7 protein-coding genes are annotated in these 15,844 nt (G+C 34.3%); all 7 read right to left on the bottom strand.

Annotated features, from left to right (window positions below):
- Position 1: 1 nt before the first annotated feature.
- The 7 genes from JCM15579_RS00650 to JCM15579_RS00625 all read right to left on the bottom strand — a co-directional run bounded on the left by JCM15579_RS00650 (position 2) and on the right by JCM15579_RS00625 (position 15,441).
- A complete protein-coding gene (locus JCM15579_RS00650) occupies positions 2-1,846 on the bottom strand; it encodes a 2-oxoacid:acceptor oxidoreductase subunit alpha (RefSeq protein ID WP_054714258.1) in 1,845 nt (614 codons plus the stop codon).
- Between the two features lie 514 nt (positions 1,847-2,360).
- Positions 2,361-3,980, bottom strand: a complete 1,620-nt coding sequence (locus tag JCM15579_RS00645) for a RagB/SusD family nutrient uptake outer membrane protein (protein ID WP_054714255.1) — start codon at positions 3,978-3,980, stop codon at positions 2,361-2,363.
- A gap of 33 nt (positions 3,981-4,013) precedes the next feature.
- A complete protein-coding gene (locus tag JCM15579_RS00640; protein ID WP_218186005.1) occupies positions 4,014-6,575 on the bottom strand; it encodes a SusC/RagA family TonB-linked outer membrane protein in 2,562 nt (853 codons plus the stop codon).
- A complete protein-coding gene (locus tag JCM15579_RS20500) occupies positions 6,572-7,177 on the bottom strand; it encodes a carboxypeptidase-like regulatory domain-containing protein (protein WP_218186004.1) in 606 nt (201 codons plus the stop codon). The genes JCM15579_RS00640 and JCM15579_RS20500 overlap by 4 nt, the downstream gene beginning before the upstream one ends.
- Positions 7,178-7,733: 556 nt before the next feature.
- A complete protein-coding gene (locus tag JCM15579_RS00635) occupies positions 7,734-10,661 on the bottom strand; it encodes a M16 family metallopeptidase (protein WP_083464481.1) in 2,928 nt (975 codons plus the stop codon).
- Positions 10,662-10,856: 195 nt separating this feature from the next.
- Entirely contained in the window at positions 10,857-12,149 is a 1,293-nt protein-coding gene (locus JCM15579_RS00630) for a RagB/SusD family nutrient uptake outer membrane protein (RefSeq protein WP_054714249.1), read from the bottom strand.
- A 244-nt stretch (positions 12,150-12,393) separates the two neighbouring features.
- A complete protein-coding gene (locus tag JCM15579_RS00625) occupies positions 12,394-15,441 on the bottom strand; it encodes a SusC/RagA family TonB-linked outer membrane protein (protein WP_054714246.1) in 3,048 nt (1,015 codons plus the stop codon).
- Between the last annotated feature and the right edge of the window lie 403 nt (positions 15,442-15,844).

Genomic DNA, 15,844 nt, shown 5'->3' with positions numbered 1-15,844 from the left:
ATTATTTCTCCTCCAATAATTGATTAAACTTCTCTTTCAATTCTTTTACAGTAAATGGTAAACCTTGCAACTTGTTATATTGCTCGAATTTAACATCCTGGAAGTTGCTTCTTAAATATTCCGCAAACTGTCCATCATTCAATTCACAAACGATAATTTTCTTATAGCGCTTAAATACTTCTCCTGTATTCTTTGGCAATGGAAAAATATAGTTAAAGTGAGCCAATGCAATACTCTTATCTTCTTTTTGAAGCTCACGAACAGCTGTTGTAAGGTGACCATATGTTCCACCCCATCCTACAACCAAAACGTCTGCATTTTCTTCTCCTTTAACCGGTAGATCTGGAATAAAGTTAGCTACTCTTTTAACTCTTTCAGATCTGATATCTGTCATTACCTGGTGATTTTCCGGAACATATGATACTGTACCTGTAACATCCATTTTTTCCAATCCACCAATTCTATGTTCTAATCCTTTTGTTCCCGGAACAGCCCATTTTCTTGCCAATTTTTCTTCATCTCTGGCGTAAGGAAGGTAATCATCGCCTTCTTTTGCCAAAGGAACTGTAATTGGGGAAAGATCCTCCATTTTTGGGATTCTCCATGGCTCTGCACCATTTGCAAGGAAGCCATCAGTTAAAAGAATAACCGGTGTCATGTGCTCCAATGCAATTTTACTTGCACGGTATGCGTACTCGAAGCAGTTTGATGGAGTACTAGCTGCGATAACAGGCATAGGACACTCACCACTTCTACCGTGAATTGCTTGCATCAAATCTGATTGTTCAGTTTTGGTTGGCAAACCTGTTGAAGGACCTCCACGCTGAACGTTTACAATTACTAAAGGTAACTCTGTCATCACTGCTAGACCAGCAGCTTCTGTCTTCAATGCCAAACCTGGACCTGAAGTGGTTGTAACCGCAAAATTACCTGCGAAACTAGCACCAATTGCAGTACAAATACCAGCAATCTCATCTTCTGCCTGGAATGTTTTTACCCCCAAATCTTTACGAGCAGCAAGCTCTTGTAAAATTTCAGTTGCAGGAGTAATTGGATAAGAACCACAGAATAGTGGCAATCCTGCTTTTTCTGCAGCCGCAATTAATCCCCAAGCAGTTGCTTTGTTACCAGTAATATTACGATAGGTTCCTTTCTTAATTTTAGCAGGAGCTACACTATAATTGTATGCCAACGCCTCAATTGTTTTTGCAAAGTTATAACCTGCATGTAATACCTTCTTGTTACCGTCAACAACTAATGGATGTTTCTTAAACTTGTTTTCGATAAATTCTTCGGTATGTGCCAATGGACGATCGAACATCCAATATACCATACCTAGAGCAAACATGTTTTTGCTTCGAAGAATACTTTTCTGATCCAGTCCTGAATCTTTCAAACACTCTCTTGTAAGAGAAGTGATTTTAGCCTTAATCAGATTGTAATCGGCAAGTTTATCATCATGAAGTGGATCTGAATCGTAACCTGCTTTCTCAAAGTTTCGATCAGTAAAACTATCCTCATTCACGATGATTGTTCCACTAGCTTTCACCCATTTTAGGTTTGCTTTTAGCGCCGCTGGGTTCATAGCAACTAATACATCAGCATAATCTCCAGGTGTATTTACCTCTGTATGCCCAAAATGCAATTGGAATCCTGATACCCCTCCTACTGTTCCTTGTGGAGCCCTAATTTCTGCAGGGTAATCCGGGAAAGTAGCTACATCATTTCCAAATAATGCGGAAGTATCGGAAAATTGAGTTCCTGTAAGCTGCATACCATCTCCGGAGTCTCCAGAGAATCTAATTACAACTTCTTCCTTTTCAATGACTTTTGTCTTTTGACTCATGACTGTTTTAATTTAATCTCAGATTAAATTTTTTGTTTTTTTAGTTTATTGCTGTTGAATTTCATTAAACCAAGTAAACCTCCGTCTACATGTTATTTAACATGGTAAAGGTAGCGTTTCCCCAATTCTAGACAAGAAAAGATATGAAATTTTGCTTACTTTTTGCAAACGTTTGTATTATAAAAAGTTACACTTAACTTATGTATATAAATTAGTCTGATTTTTAGTTGATTAAGTCTGAATAAGGAGTATCTATTGATGCAAATATCCATATTTCAATGTTCAACAAATAAAATCGCAATCTCATTAATTGCATTTTTAGCAGGAAAGTATATTTTCAATCGTGAACTAAAAATGATAGGTTTAATTTTTACTATTTAAATCCTCTCATACAATAAAGAATTAGACTTTTCAAAATTGAACTACCTCTCTTTGTCTGAATTATTGTAGAGACATAAAAAGGGCTCATTCATGATAGAATGAGCCCCAATTATAATTACTAAATCAAAAACTATTATAAGCTAGCTTTTGGATTTTGTACCATATTCTCGTTTGCATTAATCTCTGATTGAGGGATCTGGAATAACCAGTTATCATTCACAGATGGTTTGTCTTGCTTATAACCTTTTAGATAATAAGAAGGATCAGCATCACTTCCTGTTAAATCTAAAGCTTCGTCATTACGCAACATGTCAAACCAACGGTGTCCTTCTCCGAACAACTCAATTCTACGTTGTAACAAGATTTCGTCAACTAATGCTTGTCCTGTATTCGTACTCTTAGTATAGCCAGCATCACGTGCAGATATCAATTCAAAAAGTACATCAGCAGCTTCACTATCTTTACCACCTTGCTTAGCTAAAGCTTCCGCTTCAATCAAATACATTTCAGAGGCTCTCATATAAAGAACATCTTCTGGCTCGATAGTAGCAGCATTTTCATTTAAGAATTTAGCCACTTGGTAAGGGTGTTTTTTGAAACTTGCACTACCGCCAAAATATTTTGTATTAACTGCCTTAACAGCTGCGTCAAATTCTTCTTTTGTTGGGTAGTTAGGATCAAAGTCGTTATTTGGATCGCTATCTTTTTTCTCCCAATCCCAAGCTACAGTAGTGTTAGGCATCTTATCTAAGAATAAATCTCTTCTATAATCTGTAGCAGAAATTTGGTTGAATAAAGTTTTGTTAATGATACGTGGAGTACCGCGGTCAAATGAACCATTAAAGTTCATACCTACATAATAAAACCAAGATCTGTAATAGTTAGTTTGATCCGCAACTACTTCAGCAGCCCACATCCACTCTCCATTTTTATAAGAGTTAAATCCTGACTTATATTCTTCTTCAGACATTAAAGAGAAACCAGTTCTTGCAACTTTTGCATAAGTGGCAGCACTAACAAAATCACCTTTAGTTAAAGCAATTCTTGCAGCAATACCGTTAGCAATCTTTGCTGTAATATGAGTTTTTGAACTTCTGGTTCCTAAACCTGTTAAATAAGTAATGGCTTTTTGAATATCAGCTTCACATTGCTCATAAACTTTTGCAACAGTTTCACGAGGTTGTCCTTGATATGGAGCCTCTGTTTTAAGCATAATTGGCACACCTAACTCAGTAGTTTCATCAGTATACTGAGGGTTCTTTGCGAACAAACAAACCAATCTATGATAAAGAAATGCTCTGTATGCATGAGCTTGACCCAATACTTCTTTTAAAAGGTCTGTTTCTACCATACCTTCAGCAGCGTTAATAATATTATTAGCACTACCAATAAGGTGATAATACTGATACCATACCCAGTCATTATTGCCACTATTAGCATCAGTATGGCTTGTCCATTTACAAGTAGTTGCAAACCATCCTACCCCAGGAATTGGACGAATGAAATCACCTGCTCCATACTCCATCATTGGCATAATATAACACTCACCTGCATTGTATGTCTCATTTAATTCAGATTGTCCGTACATTTCACGATGCATACCATTCAAGGCTACCAACATATTTTCTGGACTTGAAAGTGCACTAGCCGGACTGTATGCATGAGTTGGCTGAGTAGTAAGGTAGTCATCTGAACAACCAATAGCTGCAACTACCATCACCAGCACAAATAATTTATTAATATATTTTTTCATAATGTATTCTCTAATTATTTAGTTATAACATCACTAGAATGAAACATTTACACCAAACGAAACAACTCTAGATGGAAGGTATACGTTACTAGTAGTACCTGAAAATGCCTCCTGTGGATTCAATCCATCACGCTTAGCTAGCATGAATAAATTTTCACCTGATGCAAACACTTTTAATGAATTTAATCCCCAATCACTAATCATACTCTTAGGGAAAGTATAACTTAAATTCACATTCTTAAGAGATAAATATGAAGCATCAGTTAACCATCTGTCAGAAGTTGGTGCTAGGTGAGAATTACCATTTTGAAGTCTTGGAACATCAGTGATATCACCTGGTTTTTTCCATGCATTTTTCATATCCACATGAAGAGCATCACCATAATCACCACCGTGCATTAAGTCACGATAGTTATAGTCAAGAATTTTACCACCTATTGCATAAGTAAACATGAAGCTTAATTGCCAGTTCTTATAATCGATAGTATTTGAGATAGATCCAAATAAGTCAGGAATAGATGAATCACCGGTATAACCCTTTTCAGATTCTTGCTCATTAGTAGTTAGTACTGGGTTACCATTGTCATCATATTTTCTATAAGTCTCACCATCTACACCTTTTTCCCAAACATGGTAAAGAGCTTCACCAGTATTAGGATCTACACCATAGTAATCATACAAATAGTAGTCATAGATAGAGTGTCCTTTAGCCCAACGTTTAGAACCACTAATAAATACATCAGGAATTTTAGTGATTTCATTCTTCACTGTAGAAGCTTGAACATCTACATTCCATTTGAAATCATCATTATCAATTACAGTAGCTCCTAATCCAATTTCCCAACCTTGGTTGTACAAAGTAGCAATGTTACGTGGTTGAGAATTTAATCCCATTGACGATGGTAAAGGCATATTGTATAATAGATCTTCAGAAATCTTGTGATAAAATTCAATCGATCCATGAACTTTGTTGTTTAACAAACCATATTCTAAAGCAACATCAAATGATTTATTAGATTCCCAAGTCAATTTTTCATTACCAATTGTAGACCATTTAACTCCTGATTCATTAGCATTAGGATATGGTGTATACAAAGCTTGATAACCATAGTAATCTGATCTAGAAGTACCAATTCTATCATTACCTACTTCACCATAAGAAACTCTAAACTTCAACTGATCAATCCAATTAATCTCTTGGATGAAAGCTTCCTGATCCATTCTCCATGTAGCTCCTACTGAGTAAAAGTTACCCCATCTTTCATCTGGATGAAAAACTGAAGATCCATCACGACGGAAAGATCCTTCGAAGTAATACTTGTGTTGGAAGTTATATTTTAATCTTGCAAAATAACCTTCTGTTTTCTTTTCGTAAGTAGCACCATCTAAAGATGTTGGAGTTACAAAGTTGTCAAACTCATTAATACCAGTAACGATAGATTTAGATTTCATACCGTATAGGTATGTATATTCCAAATTATAAGACTCGTGTCCTAATAACACTTCAAAGTTGTGGTCCTCACCAATAGTTCTAGAATAGTTAATTAACTGATTCCAGTTAATTGCAGTTTGTCTGTATCTAGTTTCGTTGTAACGACCATCAGGGGCTCCATCACCAATAACCTTATTTTCAAAATCCTTCTGGTGATAGTTCTGAATATCAACACCTACATTAGTAGAAATTTTTAATCCCTCCATTGGAGTGATCTCTGCATAAGATCTGTTACTTACAATATTTGTTTTGGTATTGTTGTAATTGTAATCCAATTCAGCAACAATATGTCTGTCAATATTAACAGGACGACCACCAATTCCATATTGACTATAACCACTACCGTGATCATATTGCTTATTACCTGCCTCATCCAAAATATAATCTCCTGTTGTTGGATCTACAATATAAACTGGATAAATAGGCCCCATATAACGAGCAAAACGGAAAGGGTTACCAAAACTTGTATTACCATCTGTAGTCGATGCTAAACCTTTGTCTGTAAATGACCAAGCCATATTGGTTCCCATTTTAAGCCATTTCTTAGGAGTAACATTCACGTTCATACGTGTATTAATACGCTCAAAATCTGAATTTACAACATAACCTGTTTCGTTAAGGTATCCTAAAGAGAAATAGAAATTATGGTTTTCTCCACCACCTGAAGCAGATAAGTTATAATTCTGACGCTTACCTGTTTGCTCAATTGGATCGTACCAATCCAGACTTTTAGCAATAACACTCGCATTAGGGTTAATTACACCATTAGCGTCAACAATCTCACCGTTAGCTACATTAAATGGATTATAACCTAGCTTGCTATAAATTCCAGTAGCAGCGGTTTGAGCAGCATCAGCAGGATCAGCTCCAGTACCATAAATTAACGAATTCTTATAAGATTGGAACATTAACTCATAATAATCTTTAGCTCCAACTGTCTCATAATGAGGAATAGCTTGAGAAACAATACCTCCTACTGCTTTGAAGTCAATCTTAACTTTCCCTTGGTTTTTCTTACCTTGTTTAGTTGTAATCATTACAACACCATTTGCAGCACGAGAACCATAAAGAGCTGTTGATGAAGCATCCTTCAAAATTGTCATTGAGCAATATCTTCTGGAGAAAGATCAGCCAAACTACCTTCATATTGAGAACCATCTACAATGTAAAGAGGAGATGCATCTCCATTCAAAGTACCAAAACCACGAATACGGATTGCTGGGGCCGAACCAGGCTGACCTGAAGTTGCAGCCACTTGTACACCTGTTGTTGAACCTTCTAAAGCCTGACCTACGGATGATAACGTACGCTTTTCTAATTTTTCAGCGCCAACAACTCCAGCAGAACCAGTGAAAGATTCTTTTTTTACTGTTCCATATGCAACAACCATTACTTCCTCAACACCAATGGATTCATTTTCCATTACAACATTTAAAGTTGAACCTGTAATAGTTAATTCCTGAGTAGTCATACCTACGAAAGAGAAAACCAAAACATTTTCACCTTCAGGAACATTTAAAGAGTATTTTCCATCGAAGTCGGTTGTGGTACCGATGGTTGTACCTTTTACGATTACCGAGACACCAGGGATCGACAGCCCATCTTCAGCTGCAGTAACCACCCCAGAAACTTCTCGACTTTGAGCTAGAACGCCCTGCAATCCTACAAAAAATAGGATTAGCATCGAAACTAAACTTTTTTTCATAAACTTTTAGTTAGTGGTTAATTAACAATTAATACACATCTATTATATATACACTCTACAATCTAGTTTAAATTAGATCATAGAAAGAATATGCGCCCTTTAGAATTTTTCTCTACTAAATTCGAATAATAATGTTTGATTACATTAAATATCCAATTATCAGAGTTTAATACCCCTATCAAATCTGAAGTGTCAAAAAGTGTAAAAAATTCTTAAAAAATCAAATCTTTTTTTTTCTTTTGACTTTTTAATTCTAAATAATTGCTCTTAAGACCACTTACAATATAAAAGCTTTTTGTTTACAATAGCTTACAAATTAAAACTAAACTACAACACTGATATTCAACCTTGTTACCTAAATCGTTTGCGTAGATAAATCTCATTGGAAAAATATATGCTTACTACTGTTAATTTTTTTTGAGCTTTTTTAATATTTAGATTCAAATTAAATACAAAAAGGTCTATATACTCTCAAATATAAATACATAAAAAAAAACTGCTCTGATAATTAAACAGAACAGCTTCTTATAATAAAGTCAAATGACTAAAAACTCGCTTATTTACTTGAAAATAGTTTCGATTTTGAAATGAATTTAAGCTTACTTATTTGTTTTAATTCCTTAACATCAACCTCTGATTTGTTTCCAACAATACAAATAGCAATTGGTTTTCCTGCAATACTTTTCTTATAAAAATCTTGTATATCCTTAAATTGTAATGAATTAATTTCACTTGCCATTTTGTGATTCAAATCTTCAGTAAACCCCAATTCTTTCCATCGACTCACTGTTGGAGTAATACTTCGGAAACTTGGCTTACCGGACATTAATGATTGTGTCAAATAGCTTTTAACATTGTTGATTCTATCCTGCTTTTCAGGCATATTCTTAATGATATCTTTAAATACCTTAACCGCTTCAACCGTTTTATCTGCTTGTGTTTTGGTCCCGCCCAATAAATATGCTGGCTTGCTTTTCAGGCCAAAACCATATTGTGCACTTGCACCGTATGTAAGAGATCTTTTTTCTCGAATTTCTTGCAATACGATTCCACTAAATCCACCAGAAAAATAATTATTAAATGCCATAATTTTTGAAAGATCGGCAGGATCAAATATCTCACCATTCACAAACAAGAAAATATTACATTGCACAGCATCAGCATCGTGTACAAAATATATTTCATCATTTTCAACCGTATTCATTTCACGCGAATACTTTTCACATCTAGGCTTCAAATCTGACTTAAAGTTCAAATTACTCATTATTGATTGCTTAACTGAGTTAAAGTCTTTTGCTCCACAATAATGCATTTCAACACCATAACTTGTAGCATCCTGATAAACTCCAACTAGCTTACTCACCAATAATTTGTCCAGATCATCAATGGTTTTTCTGTCTAGGTAATCAGACTTTTCACCGTAAAGAATATACTGACGAAGAGCATTGGCAACTACTCCTACGTTTTGTTTCTCATAGTAGCGAGATGAAATTTGCGAATTCACTAGTAGTTCAAGTTTTTCTTCATCCAAGTTTGGAATCAACAACAACTCGGTAATTAACTTTAAAGCATCATCCAAATATTTCTCATCTCCATTAACAGATACGATTAATTCATTGTCTGTACTATAAATACTATAATTACAAGAAATTTTAGCAAATTCTTCTTTAAGACTACTAATATCCCTTTTCAATGTTCCTGCATAATTCATTAAGCCAGAAGCATACTCAAGGTCTTTTATTTGATGATTTCCTGCACCATAGCTTATCCTTAAACTAAAAACATCATTATGAGGATTTTCTGCATAATACAATTCAACCCCATCTCTAATATTCTCACATACAAAATCTTTATCAAAATCAATATAATCTTCTTTTGGATTAGTATTTTTAGTATCGAATATTTCTTTAGCATAATTTGAAAGGTTACCAGCAACTGGTTCAATAGGTTGGTATCCTGGCTTTTCTATTTTCTTTTGTTTAGGTTTGCCTTCATATGCGTTTAGTGCCAGATAATTAGTGTTTAAATACTTTTGGGCACAATTTACAATATCTTCTTTTGTAATTGCCTTAATCTTTGATGCATAAGATTTTAATTCATTCAAATCAGAACCTTTTTGAAACACATCTCCTAAAAGAATTCCCATTCGAACATTATTTTCTAATGACAAATCAAAATCTTTTATTAAGTCTTTCTTTATAGCATCAATTTTCCAATCTTGGAATTCACCATTCTTTAATTTCTCTACCTGAGCAAGCATCAATTTCTCAGCACCATTGAATGATTCATATACAGGTTCATATTTTCCTGTTTGTTTATATTTTTCAATCATTACTTCTTTACGAAGCTTTGGAGAATAATCGATGGTAAAAATACCATGATCATTTAAGTTCATATTAGAACTATAGGCGCCACCTACTTTTTTATCCAATCTTAACTTATCTAGTAATCCTGTTTCCGTTGAGTTAGATAATAATTGAGAAACAAACTCTAATGTAATGGCATCCTCATGTTTGTTATTAACCGTACGATAAACTAATGATCCTCTTCTTGAATAACCTAATTTTAGTGCTAAACTTTCTCCTTCTTTAAAATCTTTAACAGATTTTATTTCATCTTTAGGAAGGTCTTTAGGTTCCCAACGCCCAAAATATTTTTCAATTAATGGCTGAGCTTCAATAGACGAGAAGTTTCCTGTTAAAATCAGACACATATTATTAGGTACATAATATTTGTCATAAAATTCTTTCATTGCAACCAATGAAGGCTTTTTAATATGTTCTACTCGTCCCAGAACAGTTCTACTATACTCATGTCCTTCGAATACCTTTGCTAGCAATTCTTCATACATTTTCCTGTTTCTGTTATCCAAAGATTCGTTTTTCTCTTCGAAAACAACTTCTAGTTCAGCCTGAAAGCCTCTAAAAACTGGATTAATAAAACGATCGCTATAAATTTTCAACCATTTCTCAAGTTGAAAATCAGGAAAACTGTTCATATAAACTGTTCTATCCCAGCTAGTATTTGCATTCAGACCGGTAGAACCAATATCTTTAAGAACTTTGTCTAGTTCATTTTGACAAGCATACTGAGCTGCCTCTCTGGAAAGTTCATTAATTTCTTTTTGAATATTAGCCTCTTCCTTCTTGTCATTTGTGTTTTTTAGATTCTCATACAAAGCATAAATCTTATCGATATATACTTTTTCCTTTTCCCAATTAATTGTACCAATTTGTTCATTGCCTTTAAAAAGCATATGTTCCAAATAGTGAGCGATCCCTTCCTGATCCACAGGATCTTCTTTTGCTCCAGCTTTTGTTACAACATAGCCAAAAACATCTGATGAATGTTTATCCTCATGTAAGATGACTGTTAATCCATTTTTTAATTTATACTCTTTTATATTATTTAGGTCACTAGCCAAAATACTGGATGTAACAACCATAAATAAAACGAGTAATGAAATAAGTTTTTTAAATTTCATAAGATCTTATTTTCTTTTTTTACTAATGAAATATATTTTCTTTTAGAATTAAATTAACGGTAATATAGGGATGTATACCGTCATGAGAGGTAGGGAATATTACATAACACAATATGACATTGTATAAAAAAGGAAGCCATAGCCATAAAGACCAGGCTTCCTATAATTTTAAACTAGCTTAATATTTAAATATTCTTATTTAGCTAAGTTTGGATTCGAATCTAATTCTGATTGTGGAACTGGCCACTGGAATTTAGGATCTCCTGCTGGAAGATTTAAAAGTGCAGTATGATTACCTCCTGTACGTTTTAAACCATCACCTAAACGTAACATTAATCTATGACCATGACCTTCACCGAACATCTCTTTTCTATACTCAACGATAATTTCATCAATTAAGTTTTGTCCTGAGTTAGTAGATAAACTTGCTCCTGAAATCATTCTTTGCTGAATCTCAAGTAATCTGTTCTTAGCTTCAGTCTCACCAGAAGCACCTTCTCGAGCAGCACATTCTGCAATGATTAACACCATTTCTGAACCACGAATATAATTGTATTCACCAAGTCCTAAAGAACCTTTTGATTCACCAATTACCGCATCAACACGTGGGAATTTTCCGTAAGTATAGTAGCCTAAACTTGTTTTTGCCACATTAACACCGTATCCAGGATATTTTAAGTAGTGCTTATGATATTCATAACCTGAACCATATTCATGGTCTGATTCTGGAGCAAAAAAGTGTTTTCTTAAATCATTATCAGCAAACAATGCAACCAAAGTTTCATTAGCACGGAAGTCATCACCCATTCCATCCCAGTTGTCATGGAAAGAAGTAAATGTTCTCCACTTAGAGTACTTATCCTTATCACTTACAAATACCAATAAACTTTCATCATTAACTCTTGACAATCCACCTTCATAGTAGGTGTCCTTGTTCATTAGATTAACACCATCCAAAGCGTTAGTAGCAGCTGCTTTCGCTTCTGGATACATGTGCATATCCATGTAAATTCTTGCCAAAATAGCATAAGCTGCATTCTTATTCATGTATCTTGAATTGCCACTATTTACAGCCGGAAGGTCAGTAATCGCAGCATTTAGATCTGCAATTGCTTTAGCATAAATATCCTTCATTGTATTTCTTTCAGGAAGATCTACAACCCCAGGTGTTGAAGAGTAACCAATCTTATCTACATAAGGAACTGCTTTTGAAGCTCCATTATCCAAATGGTAAGCTTTTCCAAAATAGCGAGCTAAATCAACATGAACCATAGCTCTTACCGCCTTAGCTTCTGCAATATACTGTTTCGCTTTATCGTCCGAAAAGCCTTCAACCTTACTATAATCTATTTCATGAATCATAGTATTGGTTACCTCAATAGCATAATATGATTGACTCCAAATTTGATAAGGACCACTACTAGTTCCTCTAGTTTCATAAGCATACTCAGTTCCCCAAACCTGATACCAAGTATCACCATATACCATATCATCAGCAAGAATATCCCTAAAATTGGGAACATTAGAGTATAAAGAGAACCATCACTTCTATAAGATAATTGCGAATACAAACCAATGCGTACAGCATCAATAGCATCCTCAGTATTATAAACGTCCTTAGCTGGAACCTTAGTTGTAGGCTCCACTTCAATCAAATCCTCACTACACGAGAAAAAGAATGAAGCTGCGAACAATAATAAAATATATTTTTCATAATTTCTTAGTAATCCGATTAAAATTTAATATTGATACCCATTCTGTAGGTAGTGGCAGGATTGAAGGTATATCCATTACTAACACCTGCTAAACTGATTTCAGGATCTCCAGATTTGTAATCAGAGAAAGAGTGTACATTGTCTACAGTCATAAATACTCTTGCATAAGTCAAGAACATCTTATCCAAAAATCGTTCTGGAACAGTATAACCAAATGTGATGTTTTTGATTTTAACGAAATCACCATCAACTAACCATCTTGAAGAAGTTGAATTACTACTTGTATTGTTAGCCCATCTGTATTTTGGAATATCAGTATTAGTATTTTCTGGAGTCCATGAATTCAATGCATCTTTTGCTAAGTTAGTAGCTTTACCAGATCCATCGTGCATGAATGCTTGGTACTGACCATCATAAATTTTGTGACCAAATGCAGCAACTGTTTGAACCGAGAAGTCAAACCCTTTGTAAGATAGGTTATTATTTAAGCCAAAGAAGAATTTTGGAGTAGACTGCCCCATATTATATCTTGTAGCATTGCTGTAAGATTTTGTTTTCACTTTTTCTACAGTTCCATCAGCATTTTCCTGATCCATATACCACTGAGCTCTACCATCTTCAGGATCTACACCAGCCCACTCTCTAATATAATATTCATATCGGCTGTCTCCTGCAATCCAACGCTTAGTACCTTGAATTACCTGATCAACTGGAAGTGACTTAATTTTATTTTTAATGTAAGTCATAGTAAGATCTGCATTCCAATTGAATTCGCCAGAAAGAATCTTTCCACTCAACTCCATTTCAAAACCAGAATTCTGCATCTCACCGATATTCATAAGTACAGATGGAAATCCAGTAGTTGTTGGAAGTGGAACATCATACAATAAACCATCAGTATTCTTATTAAAATACTCCATTGTACCACTCAATTTAGAATCAAATAAGTCGAAATCAACACCTACAGAGAAGTTATCTGATTCTTCCCATCCTAATTGAGCATTAGGTAAGTTTGTATGAGAAACACCTGTGATACCACCATAGTTTGCACCAAGGCTATAATAATTACCAAATTTGTAATTACCAATATCATTGGTTCCTAATACACCATAAGAGGTTCTTAGTTTCAAGTTAGTGATCCAATCTGCTGACAAGAAACTTTCTTCAGAAACTCTCCAAGAGAAACCTACAGACCAGAAATCACCCCATCTATTTTCCTCTCCGAATTTAGAAGATCCATCACGTCTAAATGAAGCAGACATATAGTATTTATCTCTAAAATCATAGTTCATGTTAGAGATGTAAGAAATCAAACCAACTTCGGTTGTAGATGAACCTGCATATCTTGGGCTATTACCTGTAGACAATTCTGTTGAAATGTCACCAAGAGAATAACCATTCTTTGTAGCATAGAAATCCTGATAGTCATAATCAGCAGCCTCATAACCAACTAATACATCAAAAGAGTGATCATCACCAACTTCAAACTTATAGTTTGCTGAAGTATGCATAGTCCAATCTCTTTCATGGTAAGTTTCTTTAGTAGAAAGTCCATTTTCAGTTGAACCTGATCCATAATACGGATTCTGGAACGAGTCACCTCTTCTTGTTTTTAATCTTCCTGAAAGCTGACCTTTTAATGTTAAACCATCAATTACTTCATACGAAATAGAAGGGGCAAAATAAGCTGTAAAGCTATAATTATCATCAAAATCTGCCTCCATCAATCCAATTGGGTTGTAGTTTTTGTAGTTAGGGTTTGAATAGTCATAAATTCTGTTTCCTTGCTTATCCAAAACATACTCATAGCTATGAGTACCATCACCATTATCAATTTGATTTAACTGATACATTGGTGCAGCTGGAGAAAGCACATATGACAAATACAAGTGGTTATTTTCATTAGCCTTAGTTGTATAAGTACCCGAACCTTCATAGTAAGAAATCATTGAGTTGATATTCACTTTTAAATTATCACGTAAGTCTACAGAATAATTAAAGCGAGTATTTCCCCCTTTGCTCTTTGAAGTGCGTACAAACCCTTCGTAATCATATACACGCGCTGACCAATGGTAATTAGAATTTTCTGATCCACCACTTGCAGCAACATATATTTCATCCATAGAGGCATTTTCAAGAGCTTCGTCTTTCCAATTTGTATCATATAACAACTTAGCTCCGTCTTTAAGTGAACCATCTAAATTGAATGGCTCAGCCATATTATATGGATTTTTATTGTTCATGTAATAGTTAAAGTAGGTATAAGCTCTGTTCTCTCCTACATAATTAACCATTCCTTTAAATTGGTGCTGATAGTATTCTGCAGCATTCATTAACTCCCATTCTGGCTCAATCATTTTTTCTACAGAATGCTGGTACTTAACTTCAAATGTAGGTTTTTTATCTTTTTTACCCTTTTTAGAAGTAATAATAATTACACCATTAGCACCACGCGATCCATACAATGCAGTTGATGCCGCATCTTTTAACACTGTAAAGTTTTCGATATCTTCATCATTTGGCTTAGGGGCACCAACAACACCATCTACAACATAAAGAGGAGAAGATGAAGCTGAAAACGAACCGAATCCACGGATACGAATATCATCACCCATAACGGTAACACCAGCAACTTTACCTTGAATTACTTTACCAATACCACCAGAAACTTTTACGATATCATCCTTCTTCACCACAGATGCGGATCCAGTAAATGATTCCTTTTTAGCAGTACCATAAGCTACAACCATTACTTCATCAACATCAACTGAAGCAGATTGCATTACAACATTCATTGTAGATCCTTTAACTGCTACTTCTTGAGTAGTCATACCCACGAAAGAAAAAATAAGAACACTCTGTCCGTCTGGAACATTAATTGAGTATTTTCCATCAAAGTCAGTGGAGGTACCGATGGTAGTACCTTTTACAATTACGGAAACTCCAGGTATTGATAGTCCATCTTCAGCCGATGTAACAATCCCCGAAACTTCTCGACTTTGAGCTAAAAGCCCCTGCAATCCAATAAACATTAGGATTAGCGTCGAAACTAAACTTTTTTTCATAAATTTTTAGTTAGTGGATTAATTAATTTATTAAATAATTATTCATATATGAATTCTAAGCTTAATCCCTAGTTAAGCTATAGATAGAATACATACCCCTTTGAATTGTTTTTTTTGACTAAATAGATGATTTTATTGCACCCCTACGATAATTTTCACCATATTTTTATTAATACCCCTATTAATTAGTCGATACCAAAGTTGTGAAAAAATGTTAAATTTTCAAACTTAATTTTCATAAATTCATTTTTTATTAATTTAATTAAGAATAAACAATAACATTTATTTATTTGTTGTTTAAGTTTGTTTTAATTAACAAGATTCTTATTACACTGATAATCTACATAGTTATGCTATCGTTTGCATAACTTTTTTTTACAACATACTCTTGCTTTAAGTATCA

The sequence above is a fragment of the Marinifilum fragile JCM 15579 genome (genome assembly GCF_001310955.1).
Lineage (GTDB): Bacteria > Bacteroidota > Bacteroidia > Bacteroidales > Marinifilaceae > Marinifilum > Marinifilum fragile.
This window is presented reverse-complemented; position numbering and strand designations above follow the sequence as displayed.